The organism is Sphingomonas phyllosphaerae, assembly GCF_036946485.1.
Classification (GTDB): Bacteria; Pseudomonadota; Alphaproteobacteria; order Sphingomonadales; family Sphingomonadaceae; genus Sphingomonas; species Sphingomonas phyllosphaerae_E.
This window is the reverse complement of the sequence record NZ_JAQIJA010000006.1, coordinates 133620-158289: the sequence shown is the minus strand read 5'-3', so window position 1 is coordinate 158289 and position 24670 is coordinate 133620. Positions and strand designations below refer to the sequence as shown.

Sequence of the window (24670 nt, the reverse complement as noted above, 5' to 3'; positions counted from 1 at the left end):
CGCGCTTTGCCCTCACAGGTCGAGGTCGCTCAGCGACGGGTGATCATCCGGTCGACGGCCCAGCGACCAGTGGAACTTGCGCTCTGCCTCGACGATCGGCATTTCGTTGATGCTGGCATGGCGGTTCGCCATCAGACCGTCTTCGGCGAAGTGCCAGTTCTCATTCCCGTAGGCGCGGAACCACTGCCCGCCGTCATCGCGATACTCATAGGCGTAGCACTCATAGGCGTAGCGGACGGCGATGCGGTCACCGGTGAAGGCCCACAGCTCCTTGATGAGCCGGTATTCATGCTCCCTGTTCCATTTGCGGGTCAGGAATGCCCGGGCATCTTCTTGGTTGGCGACGAACTCGACCCGGTTACGCCAGCGTGTGTCCGAGGTGTAGGCTAGGGCGACCTTTGCCGCATCACGCGTGTTCCAGCCATCCTCCGCAAGACGAACCTTTTCGACGGCGCTTTCGTGCGTGAACGGCGGTAGTGGCGGACGGGACATCTTCTCTCCTTTGCGACATTGGCCATGGCCGGTTCGCGAAATCGCGATCGGTATGGCAGGCATCAATGCGCCGGTATGCCTCAACACCCCGACGCCGCCCCGTATGTACCGCTTGGTACATTGTTATACCGATTGGTACAACAGATTTTGTCAACTATCTCGTATCCGGGCGGATGACATTGCCTTGCCGTCCGCCGAGAGCCGTGGATGAGGCTGAAACTGCTTGGTCAAGCGGAAGCTCGACTTTCCCGATTAGGAGCCGGTGACGGGATTACCGCCGCGCCGATCGTGTTAGCGGACGCCTTCGGGATCCACTTTCCCGAAATCTGCTCCCAAACGCATCTTTCCAGAAACTGCCCCGTGAAAACGGAGAAACGAGAAAGTCGTAACTGCCCCGGCAGCGCGTTTCGGAAGCGCGATCGGCACAGTGGGCGGCCAAGATCGACCATGCCGCTATCGGTGGCTCAGCCGCTACGAAGACCCATAGCTGGTCATTCAGCGATGCTGAGGCGCTTCCCGCATGCGGACGTCCGTTCATCTCAGCAAACGGCCGCTCTGTGCCCGTGACTACGCTCTTGGGATCGGATGGCGTGGCGGAGAGCGGATATAACTCCACAGGCGCCACGAGCGAACAGAGCCGCACCCGTCGATCGCCCGACCTGTATTGCTCGTGGTCGTGCTACCGGGCTATTTCGCGGCAAACCGACTTATGTTAGCGGGCTCCCCGGGATCGGCTGGGGCTGCATCCGCGCTTTGGATACACGATGACCCGGTCGCGACCCACCAGCTTGATTGACGGACTCGTCGCATGGTCGTTCGACCGGCCGCTGTCCGCTGCCGCGCAGTATCTTCTTACGGCTCTGGTTATCCTGACGGTGGCGGTGGCTCGGGTGCTTTTCGTCCCCGACAGCTTGCCATGGCTGCTCTTCATCCCCGCGACGATCGGCATCTCGCTCGTCACCGGAAGACGCGCCGGCTTGTTTGCGGCGGGCCTCTCTACGGTATCAGGCATTCTTTCGATCGGAAGTTCGTCGCAACCCTATTGGCTGACACCTGAGGGCTGGGTCGCTGCGGGTCTGTTCCTGCTCGTCATGCTCGGGCTTGTCGCTCTAGTGGCAGCGCTTCGGGACTCGATGCGCCGGGCACGGCAGCTCAACGGCGATCTGGTGGAAAGCGAGCGCCGCGCTCTGGATCGTGAGGCCTTTCTGTCAGGCGTTCTGTCCAGCTCCACCGACTGCATCAAAGTGATCGAGCTGGACGGGACCATCTCGTTCATGAGCGAGCGCGGCATGGAGGCCATGGACATCAGCGACTTCAACGCAATCCGCGCTTGCCCTTGGCCCGAGCTTTTGAACGGGAATGGCCCTGAGCAGGCACGGCGGGCGATGGACGCCGCCAAGCGTGGGGAGACGACCCACTTTGAAGCGCCGGCCGATACGGTTGCCGGGCGGGCGAAGCACTGGTCGATCTCGGTGTCACCCATAGCGGGTTCCGACGGCAAGGTTGCTCGCATCCTGTCGGTGTCGCGAGATTACACCGAGCTTCACCGGGCTCGGGAGCAGCAGGAGCTGCTCAACGGCGAGCTGGCGCACCGGATCAAGAATACCATCAGCGTTGTTCAGGCGATCGCTCATCAGACGCTCGACAAGGTGGAAGATCAGGAAGCTGTGGCGACGTTCGGCGCCCGGCTTTCCGCGCTTGCCTCGGCCAACACCGTGCTGACGCGTGACAGCTTCTCGAGCGCCACGATCACCGATGTTGCGAATAGTGCGTTGGCGACGTTCGGCGAGGATCGCTTCCTCATCGATGGACCGGCTGTAACCATCGGCCCCCGCGCGACGCTGGCCCTCACGCTGATGCTCCATGAGCTGGCGACCAACGCGGCGAAATATGGAGCGCTCAATGTTCCGACCGGTCATGTGACCCTCAGCTGGACGTTGTGCCACATCGACGATCAGCAGACACTCCAACTGTGCTGGGTTGAGCGGGGCGGTCCGCCGGCGGTTCAGCCGAGCCGAAAGGGCTTCGGCTCCCGCATCATTCGGATGGGTCTAAGTGGCTCGGGAGGCGTTGAGCAGGATTATGAAGAAGACGGACTGACGGTGCGGGCAACAGCGCCGCTGTATCAGCTCCAGGAAGCGTAAGGTCCGGCGTAGATCATGGGACAGTCACAGCCCTTCAAGCGCTGGCCGGTGTTGGTGGTCGAAGACGAGCCGATCCTCCGCCTGGATGCGATCAGCATGGTCGAGAAGGCAGGGTTCGAGGCCGTCGAGGCGCTGAGCAGCGCCGAGGCCATTCGCATTCTCGAGGAGCGGCTGGACATCCGCCTCGTCTACATGGATCTCGACATGCCGCGGAGCCGAAAGGGTATCGAGATCGCCGCTGCCATCCGCAAGCGCTGGCCGCCAATCGAGATTATCCTGACAGCGGCGTATTTCACACGGGAAAGCGTCGACCTGCCCGAGCGAGCCGAGTTTTACCCGAAGCCGATCAGGCACGACGAGGTGATTGCGGCGATGCAGAGGCTGATCCCCGCTGCCGATGGCACCGACTGACCCCTGACGTATGCGTCAGGTGCGAGAGGCGGCCCGCCTCACATGTCTGCAGCCGGAGGGCCGGTCTTCCCGGCAGGCAGACGGGTGATACACAGAGGCATGCTGCGGCAGGCTCTGACGCCATGTCTCCCGATGATGACACTTGAGCGCGTCTGGCTGGCTTAGTAATCGTTTTTGACCCAATCCCGGCCATTCGCGACATATTTATCGCTTCCCAGCTGCGGCCATTCGTTCATCTCAATCTCTACTGCTCGTCCAATTTTGAGGACGAACCGATGGCGATGCGGACTGTTCGAGCAGCAACTGAGGTCGCCCTAGGCGCCGTCGTCTACGCATCTGTAGGATCAAAGGCTGAGAAGGCGCCGATACTCCGCCTCGGCAAACCCGTATGTGTCGCCAGCGAGCCGCAGCAGCCGCTCGCGATCGCGGACGATGACGCGTCCGCGTACGGAGCGGACAGCCTCATCCTCTTCGAGCTTGTGGAGTGCATCCGTCACGCTGCTACGACGGACACCGAGCATGAGCCTGAACTCCTCGTGCGTCATGCAGATGTCGTCCTCGCGCACGCGGTCGTGGTAGAGCAGGATCCATCGCGCCATCCGCCGTTCGATCGAGTGCGCGAGCGACGAGACAATCGTCCTGGACATCTGGGTCATGACCACGTCGACGAAGCGGAGCAGGACTGTTCGGATCTCCGGACGTTCGGCCAGGATCCCGTGCAACACTGTGGCCGACAGCCTCATCGCCGTGCCGTGTTCGGCCCGCATCACCACGTCGTGCGACCAGCGCTCGTTGCTGAGCATCAGCTGCCAACCGATGAACCCTTCGCTGCCGACCAGCGCGACCGCATAGCGGCGGTCGCCCTCGAGCGAGTCGAGTATCGCAGCGATCCCGGTCAACGGGAAGCAGATGCTGTCTGCCGCATCGCCGGCGCGCGCGATCATGTCGCCGTTGCGAAACGGCACCAGTTCCAGATGCGGCACAAGGGCGGCGCGGTCAGCGTCATTTAAAAGACCTAGCAGCGAATTCGCTTCACACGGCAGCGCGTTAGGCGTGCGCGTCTCATCTACCATCGAAGCCATATCATCCATGCCGTCGCCCCTACTGCCCAACCCCGCTGTCCGAACGCTTGGGTCTACTTTCGTACCGAAACGCTGAAGGTCGCCCGATGGTTGTGAAACAGATAGTTTCAGGAGGGATATTTGCGCAGAACCATTTCCTTGCTGATCGCTGCGTCGACCGCGATCGCAGGCGTTCCAGCTGTGGCCCAGTCAGCCCGCTCGATTACCGCCCCTCCTCCTCCACCGCCGCCCGCGACATCCGTGCAGCCCCCGAAGGCCGCGCCTGACATGCAAACGGTCCTGGACGCGCTCGCGTCGCTCGGCGGCAAGCCGATCGAGACGCTCACGCCCGCAGAAGCCCGCATGCAGCCCTCCGCCGCGGACGGCGCCAAGGCGGCGATGCAGAAGAAGGGAATGTCGACCGCGCCTGATCCGTCGGTGACGACGCAGGACCTGCCGTACGGCAGCGACCCCAAGCAGTTCGCACGTATCTACAAGCCGGCCAGCGCGCCCGCCGGTGGTAAGCCGATGCCGGTCATCGTCTACTATCACGGCGGCGGCTGGGTCATCGCCGACGTCGATACCTACGATGCCGCGCCGCGGGCCATGTCAAAGGCGCTGAACGCGATCGTCGTGTCGGTCGAGTACCGCCATGCGCCCGAATTCAAGTTTCCGGCGCAGCATGACGATGCGGCCGCCGCCTATCGCTGGACGCTGCAGAATGCGGCGAGCTGGGGCGGCGATCCTGCGCGGATCGCAACGGTCGGCGAGAGCGCCGGCGGCAACCTCGCGGTCGCGACCGCGATCTACGCGCGCGACAACGGCCTGACAGTGCCGCGACATATCGTGTCGGTCTATCCGATCGCGAACAGCAGCATGACGCTGCCCTCGCGGCGGGACTCGGCGAACGCCAAGCCGCTGAATGGCGCGATGCTGCCGTGGTTCGGCTACTATTACCAGACGAGCAAGGCGGATGCACAGGATCCGCGCCTGAACCTGGTCGCGGCCAACCTGCGTGGTCTGCCGCCGACGACGATCATCAACGCGCAGATCGATCCGCTGCGCTCGGATGGCGAGACGTTGGCGGCCGCGCTGCGGGCGGCGGGCGATAAGGTCGAGCACAAGACTTATCCAGGCGTGACCCATGAGTTCTTCGGCATGGCCAAGGTCGTGAACGGCGCCAAGCAGGCGAACGACCTTGCGGTTGCTCGACTGCGAGCAGCGTTCGCGACGCCCGCGCCCCGGCGTTGAGCCCACGGAGCGGCGGCCTATCGGTCGCCGCCCCTCCTCTGTTCGATAGGATTTGCGACCATGACCCAAGCACCAGTCCGCTACTCCACCGACGTCGAGAACGTGAAGTCGGAAGAGGCCGAGACGATCGCGCAGCTCAACCAGACGTTCGACAAGATCCTCGAAAAGACGGCGGAGGACTATGATCACGCCGTCCGCTCGGTCCACGCCAAAGCGCACGGCTTCCTCGAGGGGACGCTCACCGTCCGTGACGGCCTTCCCCCTGAGCTGACCCAAGGCATGTTCGCCACCCCGGGCGAGCACAAGATCGTCATGCGCTTCTCGACCAACGCCGGCGACACTCTGCCGGACACCATCAGCCTGCCGCGTGGTCTGGCACTGAAGGTCATAGACGTCGAAGGCGAGCGCCTGCCCGGTGCCGACGGACAGACGCAGGACTTCGTCATGGTGAACGGCCCGGTCTTCCAGAACAAGACCGCAGACCAGTTCCTGGGCAACCTGAAGCTCCTGGCAGGCACGACCGATAAGCTCGAGGGCACCAAGGAGGCGATGTCGAAGGTGCTGCGCGGCGTGAACACTGTGCTGAGCGCGGTCGGTATCGAGAGCCCGAAGGTACAGACGCTCGGCGGGGCGCCCAACTCAGATCCGCTCGGAGAGACCTACTTCAGCGTCACGCCGTTCCGTTATGGCGACTACATCGCCAAATTCGCGGTCTTCCCCGTGTCCAAGGATCTGACCGATCAGACCGACACCACGATCGACGCGGCCGGCCGCCCGGACGCCCTCCGGGACGTGATCCGCTCCGAGACGCAGGTGTTTGATATGGAGTGGGAACTGCGTGTGCAGCTGTGCCGCGACCTCGACAAGCAGCCGATCGAGGACCCCACCACCGAGTGGAAGCAGGAAGATGCGCCATTCCAGACCGTAGCGACGATCCGAGCGGCCAAGCAGGACAGTTTAACTGAGGACAAGTTCCAGCAGATCAACGAGGAAATGCGCTTCTCTATCTGGACCGGTCTTGCCGCGCACCAGCCGCTCGGCAACATCAATCGGGCACGCAACGAGACCTACCGCCACTCCGCCGACTTCCGCGCTCGCGTAAACGGCTGCCCCTACCACGAGCCAGTTGGCGGTCGCGCCTGACCGGCGAAGGTGGCGTTCGGTCCCTTGACGCTGACCGTGGGCAGATCGGCTGGGAGGCGAATTGGGCGCTTGGTCGTTCTGAACGCCGTCGCGTCGATGTTTGCACACCAGAGGTGAAGCGGCGGAGCCGACGAAACGTCCGCAAAGGTTTGAACCGCCAGGAGGCTGACGAATGCCGATGATTACCGCTGGCGACCTCAACATGGAGGTGTCGCTTCACGGTGCGGAGCAGGGACAACCATTGCTCCTCATCCATGGCTGGCCGGATGATGCGTCGACGTGGGATCAGGTGGCGTCCGCTCTGGCGGCGGAAGGGTTCCGCGTCATCGTCCCTACGTTGCGTGGGTTCGGCGCCACCCGCTTCCTTGACGACGATATCCCCCGCACCGGCAACAGCGCGATGCTGGCGACCGACATGATCGCGCTGCTCGACGCGCTCGGCATCGACTGCTTCATGGTCGCCGGGCACGACTGGGGATCGAACACCGCCGAGGCGCTTGCGGTCGGGTGGCCCGATCGGGTGGAGCGGATGGCGATGCTGTCGACCCCGCCCCGGCTCGGCGGCATGCCGACGCCACCATTCGAGCAGACTCAGCGGCAATGGTATCACTGGTTCATGGCGACCGCGCGCGGGGCAGAAGCGATACGTGCAGACCGGCGCGGGTTCACCCATCTGCATTGGGTCAATTGGTCGCCACCGGGATGGTTCGACGAGGTGACATTCGACCGTGTCGCCCGGTCGTTCGACAATCTCGACTGGGTCGACGTGACGCTCCATAGCTATCGTGCACGCTGGGACGAAGCGGAACCCGATCCACGAAGCGCCTGGCTGGAGGACAAGGTCAAGGCGACCAAGACCTTGTCGCTGCCGACGCTCTACATCCATGGCGATGCCGATGGCGTGAATCCGCCCTCGACTGCTGAAGACGTACCCTCGAAATTCGCCGGCCCGTTCGCGCGCATGACCATGACCGGGGTCGGCCATTTTCCGCAGCGCGAGAACCCACAAGCGGTGGTGCGCCACCTCCTTACCCTCTTCGCCGGCGATCCCGCCGCGCTCACCGATACGATCGACAGGAGCCTGACCATTAAAAAAGCCGCACCTTATGCCGCCGGGATTGCCGCCATCGGCCTGGTTGCCGCTGCCGCAGCCGGCGTCGCCCATGCCCAAGGACGCAGCGCACAGCTGACGCAGGTGGCGCAGTTCGACCATCAGGCGACCGGCGTCGCCGTGACCGAGGATGGCCGTCGTTTCGTCAACTTCCCCCGCTGGACCGACGACGCACCGATCTCGGTTGCCGAGGTAATGAAGGACGGCAGCTTGCGCCCTTATCCCAACGCCAAGTGGAACAGTTGGCGCAACGCCCGCGCCAACGAACTGCCAGTCGGCGACTATTTCGTCTGCGTGCAGTCGATCGTCCCCGATGGCCATGGCAACCTCTGGGTGCTGGATCCCGGTGCGCCGGGCAACGAGAAGATCCTCGAAGGTGCCCCGAAACTCGTCCGCATCGATCTGGCATCGAACACGGTGACGAAGACGATCCTGGTCCCCGGCGACGTCGCCCTGCAGGGCACCTACCTCAACGACATCCGCTTCTCGCCTGACGGCAAGACCGGCTACATCACCGACAGCGGCACGCGCGGCGCGATCATCGTCGTCGACCTGGAAAGCGGCAAGAGCCACCGCGCGCTCGACGGGCACGCCTCGACGCAGATCGACAAGACGGTGAAGGTCACGCTCGACGGCAAGCCGCTCGTCCGTCCCGATGGCCGCCAGCCAGCCTTCGCCGCCGATGGCATCGCGATCTCCAAAGACGGCAAGACGCTGTACTACCAGGCGCTGACCGGAAAGACGCTGTACGCGATCGACACCGCCAAGCTGGGGTCGGACATCAGTGAGGCCGACAGGGCGGCAGCTGTGAAGACGGTCGCGCAGACCCACGTCGCTGATGGCCTATGGATGAGCAAGGCAGGCGTGCTCTACCTAACCTCGCCCACTGACTATGCCATCAAGCGGCTGAACGGCACGACCGTCGAGACGGTGCTGACCGATCGCCGCCTGCGCTGGCCCGACACCTTTTCCGAAGGGCGCGACGGGACGATGTACGTCACCGCCAGTCATATCCAGGACACGAACTGGTTCACGCCCGGCGCACCGCCGTCGATCAGGACGCAACTGTTCTCCTTCGCGCCCGCCAAGTGATCGGACATCCCATGACCTACCTGCGCTATTCGCCCGACATCGAAACACCAGAGCCCGACGAACAGGAGAACATCGACGGCATCATCCAGGGCATGACCCAGGAGAGCCAGACGGTCGAAAAGCGTGACGGGCACGCCGTGCGGGCGAGCCATGCCAAGAGCACGGCTTGCGTGATCGGCCAGCTCATCGTCGCGCCCGGGTTGCCGCCCGAACTCGCACAGGGCCTATTCGCGGAACCCGGCGCGTTCGATGTTGCCGTCCGCTTCGCGCAAGGACCCGGTGAAAAGCTCGGCGATCGCGTCTCGACCCATCGTGGCATGTCGATCAAGGTGTTCGGCGTCGAGGGCGCGAAGCTGCCCGGCCATGATGCACCGACGCAGAACTTCGTCCTCGCCAGTGGCACGACCTTCCCTGCGGGGACCGCCGCGGGTTTTCTCTCGCAAGCCAAGAAGATAGGCTTGGCGGTTCCCATGCACGAGGGCGTGAAGAGCGCGGCCGCCTCTGTCGCCCGCAACATCAACAAGGTACTGGATGCGGTCGGCGCGGGTCCAAGCCCGACGCTGGACTTCTATGGCCACCCCTTCAGCCACCCGTTGGTCGAGGCATATTTCAGCCAGTGCCCGGTGCGCTTCGGCGACCATGTCGCCAAGATCGGGGCCTTTCCCGTTTCAACCGAGCAGCGGGCGCTCGCCGATTGGCAGCTCGACCCGCATCAGGATGAGGATGGCTTTCGCCATGCCGCGGTCGATTACTTCGAGGGCAACGATGCGGTGTTCGAGCTTCGGGCGCAGTTATGGACCGATGCCGGGACGCAGCCCATCGAAGACACCTCCGTCGACTGGCCGACGAACGAAAGCGCGTACCGCACCGTCGCCACGATCCGACTGCCGCGGCAGTCGGCATATAGTCCCGATCGCGTCCGCTACTTCGACGAGGTGATGACGTTCCGCCCGGCCCATAGCCTGGAAGTGCATCGCCCGCTGGGCGGCGTGATGCGCGCACGCATGCAGGTCTACCAGGCGCTAAGTGACTTCCGCCACCGCAAAAACGGCATCGCCGCTGCGAACACCGCCACCATCCAAGACATTCCAGCCTGAGCTGAACGCCAGTGCTGCTGATGATGAAAGGACAGTTATGAAGCTTGAAGGCAGGAACACCGTTCAGGCGGAGAACGCGTGATGGCGCGCTTTTCCGACAAGGTCATCGTCATTACCGGTGCCGCCTCGGGGATCGGTGAGGGCGCGGCGCGCCGCTTCGCCGAGGAAGGCGCAGCGCTGGTGTTAGGCGACATCGACAAGGCCGCGCTCGACAAGTTGGCGGGCGAGCTGCACGGCACAGTCGAAACCCGCGAGACCGACGTGTCGGACCGCGCGACATGCGAGGCGCTCGTCCAGGCTGCGGTCGATCGCTTTAGTCGGATCGACGTGCTGGTCAACGACGCCGGCGTCGATCATCTGGGCAAGGTCGACGAGGGCGACTTCGCCGAATTCACCAAGGTCATCGAAACTGACCTGTACGGCGTGGTCCATATGAGCCGCGCGGCGATCGCGCACTTGCGCCGGTCGAAGGGCTGCATTGTTAACGTCTCGTCGGTGTCCGGGCTGGGCGGCGACTGGAACCACAGCTTCTACTGCGCGGCGAAGGGGGCGGTGAGCAACTTCACCCGTGCGCTAGCGATGGACGAGGCGAAGCACGGCGTCCGCGTCAACGCGGTCAACCCGTCGCTCACCTACACCGCGCTGACCGCGGGCATGAAGGAACAGCCTGAGCTGATCGCCAAGTTCGAAGAGCGCATCCCGATGGGTCGCGGCGCCGAGCCCGCCGACATCTCGGGGGTGATCGCGTTCCTGGCGAGCGAGGATGCGCATTTCGTGACGGGTGTGAATCTGCCGGTCGATGGCGGCCTTACCGCGTCAAACGGGCAACCGCCGCTGTCTTAATGAATGTGAGGTGGGCCCTTGCGCCCGCCCAATGTTCGGGATCGGACCATGCCGCGGGTACCAGATTCATCACGGGCGAATTGCTCAAGCCGTGGAGTCACGTCGCAGCAATTTGACCCAGAAGGCGACATTCAGCGGCCCTAACCACTTTCCCGAAAGCAGACATCCGTTCAGCCGTCCCAGATGCATGATCCGAGACGCCGGGTGCCTGACAGTTTAGACGGTCGCTTCACCGGTTAAGTACGGGTCGACCGGCACCTGCGCAGGGATCGACGGCTGCGGCGCCGGCCGCGAAGCCGCTGCTGCGAGCCACGCCTCGCCGCCTACCCTGTTACGCGTGGAGCCATCGCCGCGCTTCGCCACCCGACCGTAGATTTCTCTTTCGCGGTCAGACGGCGATCCGGCGAACATCGCGGCGATGTTGCCGTAGGTGCTCGGATCGCGGCCATCGAGGCTGAGACGATCGTTGAGGTAGCAGGCGGTCGCCCATGCCGCCTCCGGGGTCGGCGTCCATGCGATAAGCCGCTTGCACCAGTACATTCGAAGGTTGTTGTGCATCCAGCCGTCAATGAGAAACTGGCGCTGGCACGCGTTCCACGTCTCGTCGCGCGTTTCGCCCGCCAGCATGGCGGCGAGCGTCTCCTGCTCGGATCGCGTATCGCAAGCATGATCGGCCAGCGTCTGACGAGCCCAGCCCGCGATGCGGTCGTACCGCTCTGGTGCCGCCAGCTGCGTCGCCTGGTAGTGGAACCACTCGCGAAAGCCGAGCAGCTCGTCGGCGAACTTCTGCTTGTGCTGTCCTCCGGCGATCGCGCCGTTTACCGCGGCCATGATTTCGCGGGGGCCGAGCACGCCGAAGTGGAGGTAAGGCGAGAGGCCGCTCGCGCCTTCGCTCCGCGTGGCATCGTTGCGTGCGGAGGCGTAGCCGGGCAGCACGTCGGTGACCAGGCGCGCGAGCCGCTCCTCGGCCGCGGCACGGCCGGGCGGATGCATCGTGCTGACGGAAAGCGAGTGGTCGATAGTGAGGGTCGCGACCAGTGCGTCGAGGTTGAGCTCCTCAAGCCGGTCGGGCGTGAACGGTAGTTCGCCAGCATACGGCGCCACGTTGGCCTGCTCGTCCTTCCACTCCGACCAAGCGGCGCGCTCCGGTTCGTGCCGCCGGAGGAAGCCGGATCGACCACGGACTTCGTCGCCAATCAGCGCCGGCGGCACCAGGCAGGCCGCGTTAACCGCATAGACGGGCACCTGCGCCCGTGCAGCGACGCGCTCCGCCTGCCAGCGAGCGACGAAGGTTGGCTGATCCTCCAGCACGACCGCTGCGGCCTCTGCGGCCAAGCGGTAGACGAGGCCTTTCTCTCGACGCTCGGCGCGATCAAGGTGCTGCACGCATGCGAGCGCGCGCTCGCGGCAGCCGATGGTGAGGTCAACGCTCGCGCCCAAGATGAAGCGGTGCAGCCTGTCGGAGGCGTAGGGATAGTCTTCGCGCACGCCGTGGTAGACCAGCACGGGCAGGTCAAGGGCGTTGCCAAGGCGGACACTCGCGTCGATCGCCGGGTTGTCGCGGGCCCGCAGCGCCTGCTGGAGCCAGCACAGGACATAGCTGCCGTCGGGAACCGGCACGCGGTCGTTCATCACGCGAACGCGCGGCGCCTCGCGCCAGTCATGAAGCCCGGAGGGAGAGCCGCCGTCACCATCCCATACTGCCCGACACGCCCTTGAACGGTCCGGCGAGATCGGACGTGATCCATCCGCCGTAGAAGCCGCCGGGCTGCGGGCGGACCTGCTCGCCATCCACCGTGCATCGGTCGAGCGGCCCGGCGTAGAAGGCGACGTGATCGCGGAGGATCGAGAAGGCCTGTGTCGGTTCCGGATAGCTCCACCCCACATCGCGCAGCAGCTCGTCGCCGACCGCCAGGTGCCAGTAGACCGCGTGGCCCTTCCACTCGCAGAACGACCGTCGCTCAGAACGGTGGAGCAGTCCGGAATTGAGGTCGGCGGTCGGCAGGTACCAGCTCGGTGGATGGCTGGTCTCCAGCGTGCGGATCGCCGCGCGCGTGTCGGCGACGACGACGCCGCGATGGTCGATGCGGACATGCCGATCGCTCGGCTTGGCGATGGCGGGACGGGGGTAGCGCCACACGCTCTCCTGCCCGGGGGCGACGGGATTGGGCGTCGGCCTCATGCCCGCGCCTCCCGCCGTGACAGCCCCCCCTTCAGGTGCGGTCGCATGCGAAGGAAGCGGAGGTAGAGGCGTTCGAGCACCGAAAGGATCAACCGGTTGCGGGCCGCCTCGCCGAGCGGCCGCAGCACGGGGATGGCACGCCACATCGCGGCGAAGGCAGCCGCACCCGACAACAGGGGTCCATCCGCTTCTCGCGCGTGAAAGCGCGCCAGCATCTCGGTACGGTCGAGCGGGCACGTGGACGGGCCGGTCGCGTCGACGAACTCGATGTCGCCGCGAAGGTCCAGCCTGCGCATCAGCGCGATCTCGCGACGGCAGAGCGGGCAGTTTCCGTCGTGCCAGACCGTGACCCTACTCAACGACCCTTCTCCGGATTGTCGCGCCAGATGCGCTCGGCCAGCAGCGTCGCGAAGCCGAGCCAGGTGACGAACGGCACCGCCGCTACCGCGGCCAACCGATCGACCTTGGCCGCGGTGGCGACGTAGGCTGCGCCTGTGACAACCATCGCGCCGGACGCGGCTGCGCTCGCGCCCAGCCGCTTCTCGCGGAAGAACAGGCGCGTCCAGCCGCCGACCATGGCGGTGTTCAGCAGCCAGAGGCCAACCGCCGCATTGCGCGCGCTCCCTGACGGCTGTCGCAGCAGTCGGTAGCCCCCAGCCGCTAGGCCGGTTTCCAGCACTGGCCAAACCGCGCCAAATGCCGCGTCGGGCGGCGTGTAGCCCGGCTTGTCCAGCCGGCGGTACCAGCCACGGATGCCGGGGTGAGACGGGTCGGGCGCATTGCGCCGCCCGACGAGTGCGCTGGCACCGAGCACCACGCCGACCGCGCCTAGCGCCAGCAGGGGCGGCAGGCCCGTCGGAGATAATGCTCTTGAGAGGGCCGGAATTCTCTCGGACGCTGGCGTGTCGTAGCGCGAGAGGTCGACGTCCTTCGAGCGCCCACCGAACAGCTTGCCCACGGCGCCGCGCACGGCAGGGCGGCTCGCCACGCTCAGCGCGCCGTGGAGGAGCCGGATGCCCAGGCGGCTGTGCGGATTCGCCAGCCGCGGCGCGATCCTCGGCACGCCCTGCGCGTCCTCGACCATCGGCCGCATGGCCATCTCGTAGGCTGCGAAGGCAGCCGGCACGTCGGTCGAGCGGATCAGCTCCTGCGCCAAGACGTAGGCGCCGGTGATCGCCAGCGTCGTGCCGTAGCCGGCAATCGGCGTCGCGCACCATGCCGCGTCGCCGGTGAGCACGATGTGACCCTTCGACCAGCGCGGCATCCTCACCTGGCGCAGCACGTCGAAGTAGAAATCGTCGGACGTCGCCATCCCGGCCAGCACGCGGTCGCTCTGCCAGCCCGCGTCGGCGAAGCGGTCGCGCAGCCACGCCTTCTGTCGCTCGACGTCCCAGTCCTGCTCGCCGCCCGGCCGCTGCTGCACCGAGAGCATGGCGCGCGCGGTGCCGTGCCGGTCGGGACGGAGTGATACGCTGCGGCCGCCGGGGGCATTGTACCAGCGCCACAGATGGTCGTCGTCGGGACGGCGCGGGATGGTGAAATAGGCGATCGTCAGATCCATCCAGCGTGGCTCGTTCTCGCCCGGGAAGACCAGCTCCCGCGTTTTCGATCCCACCCCCTCGGCGATGACGACCGCGTCGTATCGCTCGACGGCTCCGCTCGCGAAGGTCACGGTCGCGCCGTCACCGTCCTGCTCGACCCTCGCGACGCTGTCGCCGAACCGGAAGGTCGCTCGCTCCCTGGCGGGTTCGTAGAGCAGTCGCGCCAGATCGCCGCGCAGAATCTCCATCTCGGCCGTAGGCCCGTCTGCGCCCGTGTCGGCGGTGAGGAACTGCGCCGCGACTCTGCCGTCCTCCTCGACCCAAGCGGTGCCCTCCTCGCCGGTGCCCTGCTCGAGCGCCACCTGCTCCAGCTCCATCCTGCGCAGCACTTCGCGACCGACACCACGCACGTCGATGTTCTGACCACCATCGCGGAAAGCAGGCGTCCGTTCGACCACCGTGACGTCGAAGCCCGCGCGCCCCAGCCACCAGGCGACGGTGTTACCGGCAACGCTCGCGCCGGTGATCAGGATGCGACGGGACATGGATAGGCTTCTCCTCGCCCGTACAACGATCGGGAGCGGATAAGTCGCCCAGCCGAGTCATTCCCGCCTGCCATCGATCGATGGTACGAGACTCGATGTTCGCGATGAATGTGGTCCCGGCTCTAGCGCACCAAGCCCCAGCCTTTTGCTGCCTTGACCCAATTCTGGACATTCGATCGGTTTGCGGGGCTTCCCAACAGCCGACGTTTGTTCATCTTCATCACAACGATTAGCCGTCAGCGTACCGTCGACGCGCATCGCATCACTCAGGAACAGCAATCCAAGGGCCTTGCGTCATACAGTCTGCGTGGGACGATCTCGGACCCGCTGACATCTTCGCGTATCTCCCGACGATGCAGTTGCTGGTCGCGAACGATCGTTTGTGGCATTGTCAGCATGCATGGTAAGGCCAACGGGATCGATATAGATGTGAGCGGCACTCTAGTTGCCAGAGTAGTCGCTTCAAAGTAAGTAGGAAGATGCGACGCCAATGACTGATCAGCCAAAGGTCGAACCTGAACGCCTATATATGCATGTCGCAAGACGTCTCGAACAGTCAATAAGGTTGGGGCACTATCCCGTAAATAGCCGGCTACCATCTGAGCGTGAGATCGCGGATAGCTTTGGGGTCAGCCGGCCCACTGTTCGTGAAGCTACTATTGTACTTGAAGTGCGTGGCCTTATTGAAATGCGTCACAAGGCCGGGGCTTATGTGGTCGCCACTGAGTGCGAAGCGGATGCGTCGTACTTGACTGATAATGTCGGCCCCTTTGAAGTCACTGAGGCACGTCGCCTGTTTGAAGGCGAGGCCGCGGCTTTAGCAACCGCTACAATTGACCGGAACGAGTTGGCCGAGCTTGAAAGCCTGCTTTCGAAAATGGCGGACAACGACTTGGATCAGACTATTCGAGAACGGGCTGATCGGGCGTTCCATCTAACTTTGGCCGGATCAACGCGCAACGAAGCCATCGTGAGCGTCGTTCGAACGCTTTGGGACAAGCGATATAGTTCCCCGCTATGCAGCTACCTCTTCTCGCTCGCGCGTCAGCTCGGGATCCAGCCCGCTGTGGAGGATCATCGACGCATTCTCGATGCGCTACGTGCCCGGAACGCGGACGGGGCCCGCGCGGCGATGCGAGATCACCTGAAGCGTGTCACGGAAAGCCTCTACCTGGCGACCGAGCACGACGCCCGCGAGCGAACGAGGCTGAAGATGGACGAACGCCGTCATGTTTTCGCGCGGCGTGCCGGCGTGTCCGAACTCGCCGGGTAACTGACGCGAAGCACTAGCCCCCACAGCGACGTTTGCCCGGCATGATGCCAATGTGCTGTTTCTGCCCATGTCAACTGCCCGCGCGAAGCCGTTCGCCTCGGCCGACAAAATTTTGCGGCACCCAGATTGATCGTGGAGGCAAGCAAATCGCAATCGCTGCAGTCGCATGCATGTAGGTGACCGCATCGCTGGCCTGCATCGTCTTCGACCATCCGTTGCCTAATAGCGCATACGCTTCAGCGAAGGCTAGCGATAACGATAAAGTCGGACCCGGTATGCCTTGTTGTCAGCGGCATCCTTCGAGAACAATCGCAGCGACTGCCCCTGTCCGGTTTCGTCGCCGTTCAGTCGCCGCCCGGTCACCGCCTGATTGTTCCGGAAGAACTGTTCGTCGATACTTTCCACCCCGACGATGGGAGCACCCGGCCGATCGGTGGTGAAGCTGAGTTGGGCGTCGCCGCTGCCGATCACCAGGAACTCGTCGGCGCCGTTCTGCAGAAACATTGCGGCGATGCGACTGCTCTGGTCGACGTCGCCCTTCGAGCCGCTGGCGCGCGTCATGTTGACGATGTAGTCGCCGATACGGCCGCGCCCGGCGCGCTGCGCTCCGCCTTCCATCAGTACGGTCGTTAGCCCCCCCTGCGCCTGCTTCTCGAGGATAAGCGGCGCTATCGATGCAAGCTGACCATAAAGCGCCGTCATAGCCGGATCGCCTTCACCCGCGGCGCTCAGGCCGATACTCGCGTCGCCCTGCAGCACGACTCCCTCGCCATCGATCCCGAAAGGCGAAAAGCCGATCGCAGCCAGCGAACCAAAACTATAGAGAGCGTTTGCGGCGCCGACGGCCCCGCCGCGCGCCTCCGGCACGAACAACGGATTGTCGCCACGAGTATATTGCGAAGCCCAATTGCCGTAATCCTCGAAATAAATGTCCGGCGCCAGAAAGTCGAGCGACGGCGCACCAGCCTTGTAGATGTCGATCGCGAACGGCAGCGGACCGCCCGAATTATACTGGCCGGGTTCGTAATTAGGTCGGATCAACGCGGCATTGGTGAACATCGGGAGCACATATTCCGCCTTTCCCGCCGCCGCCACCTTCTCGATGAAGGTGGCGTACGCCCAGGACATGAACAGTGAATCCGTTATGCCCGCCTCGCCAAACACTTCGCGCCACGTTCCTGCGGTGCGGGCGCCGGCATTCTCCCATGCGGTGCGCAGCGTTGGGTGCAAAGTGGTGCGATGCGCGGCGAGGTAGCGCACGATCGCTTCCGGTACAGGCGCGGCGAGCGCAGCCTCGGCCACAGCCGAATGGTCGCGGGATTCCGGGATCACGCCAACTTCATTCTCGACCTGCACCATCAACACGGTGTGCTGCGTTCCGTCGACATCGCGCAGGTGGCGCATCAGTTTGGCAAAGGCTCGCGCATCGGCATCGCGCGTATTGGTCGAGAAGGGCGAGAGCCGCTCAGTCCCGCGCCCGTCGCTGGTTTGCGCGCGGGCGAAGCGCGGCTGATCGCGCTTCACCCATCCCGGCACGTAGCTTGAGTAGGTGTTCTTCCACGCCCCGAACCAGAGAATCACGAGGCGCAAGTGCTGGGCTCGTGCCCCCTTCAGCAGGCCATCGACATTGCTAAAATCGAACTGGCCCTCCCGCGGCTCGATCGTCTCCCAGGCGACGGGCGCAAGCACGGTATTCAGGTTCATCGCCTTCATACGCGGCCAAATCGGCGCCATGTAAGCGAGATCGCTGCTGCTCGAGTTATGCAGTTCGCCGCCCAAAACGAGGAACGGTTTGTCGTCGACGATCAACTGCGTCGCCTTCCCGCGCCGCTCAAGGTGCGGCGTGCCCGCCGACTGCGCGTGTGCCGCCGTGCCTACCAGCAAGGCGAGCCCGGTCAGGATCATTCGGACGGCGGACAACAGGCTGATCATCGCAGCTCCCCAAGTAAGTCGCGTTTTCGGCAAAGCGCCGGCCTCGGTCGGGAAGCCGACGTGCCGCATCCGATCAGAAGCTGGCGCGCAGGCCGAAGAGCACCTGCCGCCCCGGATAATAGACGCTGTACGCCGCATTATCGTAGCCGAAGGTGGTGCGGATCGGCGCGTTGGTAATGTTCAGCACGTCCAGCGTCAGCCGCATCGCCTTGTTCAGGAACGGCAATTGATAGCCGGCCGACAGGTCGAGTTGCCCCCGCGCATCAGCCAACAGGCCGAGGGGCAGATTGTTCTGCGGCGCGTTGGCGGCGATCACCGCGCCTTGCCAAACGTAATTCAGGCTGAGCGAGAGGCCGTAATTCTCGTAATAGCCCTGAACGTTATAGCCCCATTTGGGCACCCCGGGCGCCACCAGCCCGCTGTCTGAATCCTGCGTGATATGGGTGCCATTCGCCTGGAAGCCCAGCCCCTTGAAGAGGAAGTCGAGCGGCTGGTTCCACGTCCCCTCAACGCCCTGAATAGTGAGGTTGTTGAGGTTAACCGGACGGTTGACGGTGATCGCCACCTGCGCGGGAGCGACGCCGGCCGCCGCGGCGCGGTCGAGCAGCGCCTGCCGCTGCGTTGATTGCAGCGCATCGAGCGGGATGTTGAGGTCGCCGAACGGGCTCTGCTGCTGGACCGTCGCGGTGAAGCCCTTGATGTTCTTGCGGAAGAACGAGACGCCGACATAGCCCGCACCGCCCGTGTAAAATTCTCCGCCAAGGTCGATATTGTCCGACGTGTACGGCTCGAGCGCCGGGTTGCCTGCGCTCGCGATCTGCGCGCTCGGGTCCGAGAAGGTGACTCCGGGCAGCACAAGGTTGGCGTCAGGGCGCGTCATCGACTTCGACACCGCGAAGCGCAGCTTGAGGTTGTCGAACAGGTCGTAGGCGAAATTGGCCGAAGGCAGCACCTGCACGTAATTGGAACGCGCGGTGATGTCGACGATCGCGGTGCCGATCTGGCTCGGCCCGACCACCTTCTGGCGGGTATAGGTATAGCGGACGCCGGCGTTGGCGTGCAGCTCGCGCCCGAAGATCTCGGACACGCCGTTCATCTCGGCATAGCCGCCCCAGACGGTCTCGTAGATGTCGCCGGTCGCGCCGCCGGTCACCGAACCGCGCGCCTCGGGCGCAGTGTCGCGGAAGGATGCATAGTTGGTGGCGCGCTTCAACGCATCGAAGTCGGGCATGATGAAGCTGGTGACGCCAAACTTGCCGTCCGACAGATGCCCGAAATTGGTGACCGGCGTCCGCATCAGATATTGCGACAATGCGCTGGTCGGCACCGTCCCGGTGTTGCCCGTGCACGGGCTGCCGCACACTGACAATTGATAGGCATTGGTGTTGTCGAACGCGCGGATGCTCCGCTGCGCCTCGTCATAGGCGGCCCCCGCCTTGAAGTTGAGCTGGTCGTCGCCGACGTACAAATCGAGGTGCGCGCCCTTGGTCTCGGTTTCGCGGCGGATGTTCTGGACGTTCACGCGATACCATTGCCAGCCGAGATTGGGATCGCCGAGGTCGCGGTTGGCGGAAATGATCGGCTGCGGGCTGCCGGTCGTGTTGTCGTAGCTGACCTCCACTCCCGAATTGGGCGCGGTCTGGAAAGCGAAGGTTGGCTGCTCGCGGAAGAAGTTGCTCTTTCCCCAATTGGCCGACAAGTCGACCTTGACGCGCTCGGTCGGGCGCCACGACGCGCTGGGCGTGACGTTCCAGAATTCGGTGCGCTGGTTGAACAGGCTGTTTTCCGAGAAGAACGACGAATTGGCGAACGTGCCCGAGGTGACGACGTTGTTCTGGTCGACAGTGACGTCGAACGGGACCATGCCGCCGGTCGATTGCGGCGACGTCCCCGGACCGGAGTTGCGGACCTGCCAGTTCATGTTCGAGCGTACGTAATCGCGGGTAGATTTGGCGTAGATGCCGTCGAGCGCGAAGTGAAATGTGTCGGACGGGCGCCATTCCATCGACGCGATCGCCGAAATCCGCGAGCGCGTGCCCTCGGTCAGCGTCGGCCGGGCCAGCCGCGGCAGGATCGCCTTGGACAGTTGCGACAGCGTTAGCCCCGAGGTGGCGGTGAGGTCGATGGGCGCGCCGGTCACCAGCCCGCGACCGACATTGGCCGGGGTCGTGCTGGCGAAGCTGAAGCCGTTGCTCTCCGGCGGCGAGACGTTGCACCCGCTGCCGCACGCCAGGTTGGCGTCGGTGAAGCCGACGGTGTCGTAGCCATCGATGCGCGTCTTCTGCCGCACGCCTGCCACCCCGACGAGGATACCGAACGTATCGCCGAAGGTGTGGCTGGCGACCAGCGCGCCCCGCGGCCCGACCTTGTCGTTGCTGTCGGTATAGGCACCCTGCGCCACCACCGTGACGTGCGTGCCCGGCTTGTCGAACGGCCGCGCGTTGCGAAGGTTGACGGTGCCGGCGATCCCACCCTCCAGCGTCGAGGCGGTCGCGGACTTCGCGACGTCGAGCCGCGTGAACAGCTCGGAGGGGAAGAAGTCGAGATCGACCTGGCGGTTGTCGCCCTGCCCGCCGTTGGTGCCGCCGTCAGATGCGACCGCGAACTGCGTGCCGTTGAGCAGCACCTTGGAGAAGCTGGGTCCGAGACCGCGGATCGACACCTGCGTGCCCTCGCCACTGATGTCGCGGTTCAGCCGCACACCTGGGATGCGGTTCAACGTCTCGGCGAGGTTGGTCGCCGGCAGCTTGCCGATGTCCTCCGCGAAGATCGAGTCGCCGAAGCCGACCGAATTCCGTTTCGCATTGGTCGCACTCTGCAGTGAGGCGCGGATGCCGGTGACCACGATATCGTTGGCAGGCTGGCCAGTGTCGGTCGCCTGTTCGACGCTTTGCACTGAACTCTGCGGCACTTGCGCATCGGAGTTCGCGCCGGTGTCGACCTGCGTTGCTGGGGAACGCTGCTGGCCTTCTGGTCCCAAGGCGGCAGCACTTTGCGCCTGTGCATGGGCGGCAATGAGAGCAGTAACTGCCACAGCAGCGCGCAGAGAAAGACGAACGGTACGATGATGGCTAACGAGCACGATGCCTCTCCTCCAAATAACGCCTGCTTGGTGCCAGCAGGTTCTATCGCGCCGGTAGCGCTAACACCGCCTTTTGTATGACACCTTAGCCAATCGGTCAAGACGATTGTGCAGGGTTGGCCTGACAAGATGGCGGAACTCCCACCTAAATGTCTCCCAGTGTCGAGACAATGCAAGCAAACGATTGCAGAACTGACGCCCTCCGCAGTTAAAGCCGTGAGACGGCGTTGCTTAAACGACCGCTGGATCGGCTTTGCCTCAGCCGTCCGACAAATAAGAAGAGGTGATGATGGGGCGGGTCAGTATCAACACCACCCTTCTAGTGCAGGTATTAGTACGGCGACTCACAACCGGTAAATCGGGAGCCTTAAACCTCATCTCCCAAGCGGACGCTCGTTCACCATCATCAAACACCGGACGATCCTCCGTCTTTGAGGACGTCTACCTGCCGCATAAGGCCGGCCGAAAACACGACCTTGCGGAACGCCAAATAAAAATTGTTGCAGGTGATGAGGGGTAGAGGGCAAGCTCTTCTACCCTCTACAACTATAAATTGCCCGTTTAGTAGGTCAATCGAGCTGTTACACTGATGCGCCGATCGTTGAGAACCGCAGACTGCGGGCGGCTTGCGACCCCGTAATAGGTTCGGTTCTCAGAATTACTCAGGTTGGTGCCATCGACAGTCAGCGCGAAATGCGGTGCGACGGTATAGGTGATCGACGCGTCCAGTTGCCCGCGCGCATCGTTGAAGATCGGCAGGTTGCCAGACCCGTTACCACGCGTCGTCACGACATATTTCGATCGCCAGTTATACGCGACGCGCGCCGATAGCGGCCCCTTGTCGTAGATTCCTACGAGGTTGTAGCTGTACTTCGACAGCTGCTCCAATGGCACAGAAAGACTTGCGCCGGAGGTGTCCTGTGCATCCGGCGACGGAGCCTTACTGTCGACATAAGTGAAGTTGGCCTGCGCTCCGAAGCCCGAGAGCCAGCCCGGTAAGAAGTCGAAGAAGGTGTTGCCCCCAACCTCGAACCCCTTAATCCGGCCATCGTCGCCATTGACGGGACGGCTTACCTGATAGGTCACAGTCTCGTTGCCGAAAGTGTAGCTTTCGTCGAAGACACCGTTGGTGATGAAGCCGTCAACCTTCTTGTAGAACGCTGCGGCGTACAGCGAGCCAGTGCGCGAGAAATAGTATTCGAGGCTGGCGTCGAGCTGGTCTGCGGTAAGCGGGCGCAGGTTGGCGTTGCCCGACGAAGCGGTCGGAATGCCGTTGGTGGGGACATTCTGGTTGATCGTGATGTTCTGATTAAGCTGATCGAAGCCGGGACGCGTCAGCGCCTTGGACGCCGCGAGGCGCAGTTGCAGCGGCTCGGTCAGGTGAAATGTCAGGTTCAGGCTGGGCAGCACCTTGGTATAGGAGGAGTCGACCGCCACAGGCACGAAGGTGACCGGACCGTTGCCGAAGATCGGCAGACCTGTGGTTGTATCGACGCCGGTCTGGATGCGCGGAGATTCACCGCGGAAGCCGGCAGAACTGGTCTGCGTTCGGATGACGCGCACGCCAAGGTTGCCGTCGAACGGCAGCGCGAAGTCGGTGGTGCCGAACCGCGCAAGACCGTAAGCGGTGTAGGTTGTCTCGCTTTGTACATTGCGGTCGTTAGGACCGTAGCCGACGCCGTCCAACAACGACTGACGCTGTGAGGGATCGACGTAATCGGCAAGTACAGCACGTGTACGATCGTAATCGAGCGTGACCCCCCGATTGAAGAAGATCGCACCGTCTGGAACGCCTTGAAAGCCACGGTACAGGTTGCCGCGGAACGGCCGGAGTTCCAGCAAGTCGGCGGCAAGCGGCCGGTTCAGGCCGTAATAGGCATAGGTCGAGCTGTCGGTCGTCGCCGAGCGATCGGTATAGCGCAAGCCAGCCGCTACAGATTTCAGGAAGCTACCGTCGAACTTGTACTCGCCATCAAGACGCGCGCTGTACTGGTCGCCAACCGAGCGGTCGATGTGGTCGAGGTATCCCGCGCCGCTTCCGTAGTTCGCTGGATCGGTGACCAGTCCATTGCCGTTGCCGGCGTTGCCGTCGGGTGTGATGAAGAAGGTCGGCGGACCATCTTCGGCGACCGAATGGTAGAGCCGCTCCGCGCTTGACGCCAGGATCACGATCGAGCGCTGGCCGTCGGTGGTGCCTTTGATGTACTGCGCGTCGGCAGTGATCGTGGCTCTATCTGACGGACGCCACTTCACATTCAGCGAGTAGTCGCTGGTGACGGAGCGGCGGCTTTCGAGGCTCGTATTGGCGTTGACCGGTACGTCAACGAATGTGCCGCTGCGGAAATTGCCCTCCGAGTCATAGGTGAACGGCTGCGTGTAGTCCGGGATGATCGGGTTCAGGCCGGTATAGGCGAAGAAGCTGTAGTCGCCGTAGCGGAACTTGTAGTCCGAGCGGATGTACTCGGCGGTCACCTCAACCGTATCGGTTGGGCGCCACTGCACCGCGGCATCGACGCCCAGGCGACGACGATCACCCAGATACTGGCCAATCCCAACGCCGTGCGCCAGATAGGTCGGCGTGCCGAGCCGGTTCAGCCCGGTTGCGACCTGTCGATCGGATGCGTTGACCAGCGTGCCGTCGGCATTCAGCCCGTCCTGCAGCAGGAACATTGGCTGGCTGGAAATCTGGTCCTGCCGAAACGCGGTTTGCTGATATGCCAGATCGACCATCACGCCGATCTCGCCGATCCCAGTGTTCCAGCGATCGGACACTAACAGGTTCGCCTGTGGCTTGGTGGTATCGTACAGGTCGTAATAATTGCTACTGCCGCTTGCCGACAGGCGGAAACCGTCAAAGTCAAACGGCTTGCGGGTGCGCAGGTTGATCAATCCGCCAATCCCGCCTTCGATCAGGTTCGCCGATGGGTTCTTGTACACGTCGATTCCGGCTAGCAGTTCGGAGGGGACGTCCTCCAGGCTCAGTGTGCGGCCGTTGTTGGCCGTGAAAATGTCGCGACCATTAACCTCGGTACGGACTTGGCTGAGACCGCGGATTGCAACCGAACTGCCTTCGCCAAAGCTACGCTGGATCTGCACACCGGTGATGCGTTGCAATGCTTCCGCGACGTTGCGGTCGGGCAATTTGCCGATATCCTCGGCCACGATGGAGTCGACGATCTGGTCGGCATTGCGCTTGATTGCCTGGGCGCTCGACAGACTCGCCCTCGTGCCTGTGACAACAATCTCGTCGTCTCCGGCATCAGACACCTCGCTCCCGCTACCCTGATCGCCGCTCGGCGAGACGACACCGCTTTGAGAAGCACCAGCCGGCAAAGTCTGCGCCCACGCCGGAACGCCGGAGCCCAAGAGCAACGCGGCAGTCGACGCGCCTGCAAACCGCCGACGCAGCAAGATGGTGTTGACCATATCGAATTCCCTCCTCGAACGACCCTGTCTCGAGCCCTGCCGAG

17 protein-coding genes are annotated in these 24670 nt (G+C 63.7%); 8 read left to right on the top strand and 9 right to left on the bottom strand.

What is annotated here, in order from left to right; translation table 11 throughout:
* Positions 1-12: 12 nt before the first annotated feature.
* Positions 13-492 (bottom strand): nuclear transport factor 2 family protein, encoded by a 480-nt coding sequence (locus tag PGN16_RS16575; protein ID WP_335310479.1) that lies wholly within the window; start codon positions 490-492, stop codon positions 13-15.
* 788 nt (positions 493-1280) lie between these two features.
* Here PGN16_RS16575 and PGN16_RS16570 point away from each other — a divergent pair.
* Complete coding sequence (locus PGN16_RS16570; protein WP_335310478.1) at positions 1281-2636, top strand: sensor histidine kinase; 1356 nt, start codon at positions 1281-1283, stop codon at positions 2634-2636.
* 15 nt (positions 2637-2651) lie between these two features.
* On the top strand, positions 2652-3047 hold the full coding sequence (locus PGN16_RS16565) for a response regulator (RefSeq protein WP_335310477.1): 396 nt from the start codon (positions 2652-2654) through the stop codon (positions 3045-3047).
* Positions 3048-3391: 344 nt separating this feature from the next.
* Here PGN16_RS16565 and PGN16_RS16560 read toward each other — a convergent pair whose 3' ends face one another.
* Complete coding sequence (locus PGN16_RS16560; protein WP_335310476.1) at positions 3392-4138, bottom strand: Crp/Fnr family transcriptional regulator; 747 nt, start codon at positions 4136-4138, stop codon at positions 3392-3394.
* A gap of 258 nt (positions 4139-4396) precedes the next feature.
* On the opposite strand from PGN16_RS16560, the gene PGN16_RS16555 reads away from it, so the two are divergent.
* From PGN16_RS16555 to PGN16_RS16535, 5 genes are all read left to right on the top strand, one after another.
* A complete protein-coding gene (locus tag PGN16_RS16555; protein ID WP_335310475.1) occupies positions 4397-5359 on the top strand; it encodes an alpha/beta hydrolase in 963 nt (320 codons plus the stop codon).
* 60 nt (positions 5360-5419) lie between these two features.
* A complete protein-coding gene (locus PGN16_RS16550; RefSeq protein WP_335310474.1) occupies positions 5420-6502 on the top strand; it encodes a catalase family protein in 1083 nt (360 codons plus the stop codon).
* 172 nt (positions 6503-6674) lie between these two features.
* The gene (locus PGN16_RS16545) at positions 6675-8705 is read left to right on the top strand and encodes an L-dopachrome tautomerase-related protein (protein WP_335307769.1); all 2031 of its coding nucleotides are present in this window, start codon (positions 6675-6677) and stop codon (positions 8703-8705) included.
* 11 nt (positions 8706-8716) lie between these two features.
* Positions 8717-9802 carry a catalase family protein gene (locus tag PGN16_RS16540; RefSeq protein ID WP_335310473.1) on the top strand — a complete coding sequence of 362 codons (1086 nt, stop codon included), beginning with the start codon at positions 8717-8719 and terminating at the stop codon, positions 9800-9802.
* An 81-nt stretch (positions 9803-9883) separates the two neighbouring features.
* On the top strand, positions 9884-10645 hold the full coding sequence (locus PGN16_RS16535) for an SDR family NAD(P)-dependent oxidoreductase (protein WP_335310472.1): 762 nt from the start codon (positions 9884-9886) through the stop codon (positions 10643-10645).
* 216 nt (positions 10646-10861) lie between these two features.
* On the opposite strand, the gene PGN16_RS16530 is transcribed toward PGN16_RS16535, so the two are convergent.
* From PGN16_RS16530 to PGN16_RS16515, 4 genes are read right to left on the bottom strand one after another with little or no spacing between them, the layout of a single operon-like run.
* Positions 10862-12277 (bottom strand): deoxyribodipyrimidine photo-lyase, encoded by a 1416-nt coding sequence (locus tag PGN16_RS16530; protein ID WP_335310471.1) that lies wholly within the window; start codon positions 12275-12277, stop codon positions 10862-10864.
* Positions 12278-12332: 55 nt separating this feature from the next.
* Positions 12333-12827 carry a DUF427 domain-containing protein gene (locus PGN16_RS16525; RefSeq protein ID WP_335310470.1) on the bottom strand — a complete coding sequence of 165 codons (495 nt, stop codon included), beginning with the start codon at positions 12825-12827 and terminating at the stop codon, positions 12333-12335.
* Positions 12824-13186: a thiol-disulfide oxidoreductase DCC family protein gene (locus tag PGN16_RS16520; RefSeq protein ID WP_335310469.1), complete on the bottom strand. Its 363-nt coding sequence runs from the start codon at positions 13184-13186 to the stop codon at positions 12824-12826. Before PGN16_RS16520 ends, PGN16_RS16525 begins: the two co-directional genes overlap by 4 nt.
* A complete protein-coding gene (locus PGN16_RS16515; protein WP_335310468.1) occupies positions 13183-14913 on the bottom strand; it encodes a tryptophan-rich sensory protein in 1731 nt (576 codons plus the stop codon). The genes PGN16_RS16520 and PGN16_RS16515 overlap by 4 nt, the downstream gene beginning before the upstream one ends.
* 490 nt (positions 14914-15403) lie before the next feature.
* Between PGN16_RS16515 and PGN16_RS16510 the strand changes: the two genes are divergently transcribed.
* Positions 15404-16186, top strand: a complete 783-nt coding sequence (locus PGN16_RS16510; protein ID WP_335310467.1) for a FadR/GntR family transcriptional regulator — start codon at positions 15404-15406, stop codon at positions 16184-16186.
* A gap of 246 nt (positions 16187-16432) precedes the next feature.
* Here PGN16_RS16510 and PGN16_RS16505 read toward each other — a convergent pair whose 3' ends face one another.
* The 3 genes from PGN16_RS16505 to PGN16_RS16495 form a co-directional block, all read right to left on the bottom strand.
* A complete protein-coding gene (locus PGN16_RS16505) occupies positions 16433-18118 on the bottom strand; it encodes a GH35 family beta-galactosidase (protein WP_335310466.1) in 1686 nt (561 codons plus the stop codon).
* Between the two features lie 73 nt (positions 18119-18191).
* Positions 18192-21200, bottom strand: coding sequence for a TonB-dependent receptor (locus PGN16_RS16500; protein WP_443019672.1), 3009 nt, complete (start codon positions 21198-21200; stop codon positions 18192-18194).
* 561 nt (positions 21201-21761) lie between these two features.
* Complete coding sequence (locus tag PGN16_RS16495) at positions 21762-24626, bottom strand: TonB-dependent receptor (protein ID WP_335310465.1); 2865 nt, start codon at positions 24624-24626, stop codon at positions 21762-21764.
* Between the last annotated feature and the right edge of the window lie 44 nt (positions 24627-24670).

Coding starts and splice junctions, on each gene's coding strand:
- PGN16_RS16560 (WP_335310476.1), bottom strand. CDS start 4,138: ATGGATGATATGGCTTCGATGGTAGATGAGACGCGCACGCCTAACGCG.
- PGN16_RS16545 (WP_335307769.1), top strand. CDS start 6,675: ATGCCGATGATTACCGCTGGCGACCTCAACATGGAGGTGTCGCTTCAC.
- PGN16_RS16555 (WP_335310475.1), top strand. CDS start 4,397: ATGCAAACGGTCCTGGACGCGCTCGCGTCGCTCGGCGGCAAGCCGATC.
- PGN16_RS16535 (WP_335310472.1), top strand. CDS start 9,884: ATGGCGCGCTTTTCCGACAAGGTCATCGTCATTACCGGTGCCGCCTCG.
- PGN16_RS16525 (WP_335310470.1), bottom strand. CDS start 12,827: ATGAGGCCGACGCCCAATCCCGTCGCCCCCGGGCAGGAGAGCGTGTGG.
- PGN16_RS16495 (WP_335310465.1), bottom strand. CDS start 24,626: ATGGTCAACACCATCTTGCTGCGTCGGCGGTTTGCAGGCGCGTCGACT.
- PGN16_RS16575 (WP_335310479.1), bottom strand. CDS start 492: ATGTCCCGTCCGCCACTACCGCCGTTCACGCACGAAAGCGCCGTCGAA.
- PGN16_RS16515 (WP_335310468.1), bottom strand. CDS start 14,913: ATGTCCCGTCGCATCCTGATCACCGGCGCGAGCGTTGCCGGTAACACC.
- PGN16_RS16565 (WP_335310477.1), top strand. CDS start 2,652: ATGGGACAGTCACAGCCCTTCAAGCGCTGGCCGGTGTTGGTGGTCGAA.
- PGN16_RS16540 (WP_335310473.1), top strand. CDS start 8,717: ATGACCTACCTGCGCTATTCGCCCGACATCGAAACACCAGAGCCCGAC.
- PGN16_RS16530 (WP_335310471.1), bottom strand. CDS start 12,277: ATGAACGACCGCGTGCCGGTTCCCGACGGCAGCTATGTCCTGTGCTGG.
- PGN16_RS16505 (WP_335310466.1), bottom strand. CDS start 18,118: ATGATCAGCCTGTTGTCCGCCGTCCGAATGATCCTGACCGGGCTCGCC.
- PGN16_RS16510 (WP_335310467.1), top strand. CDS start 15,404: ATGACTGATCAGCCAAAGGTCGAACCTGAACGCCTATATATGCATGTC.
- PGN16_RS16550 (WP_335310474.1), top strand. CDS start 5,420: ATGACCCAAGCACCAGTCCGCTACTCCACCGACGTCGAGAACGTGAAG.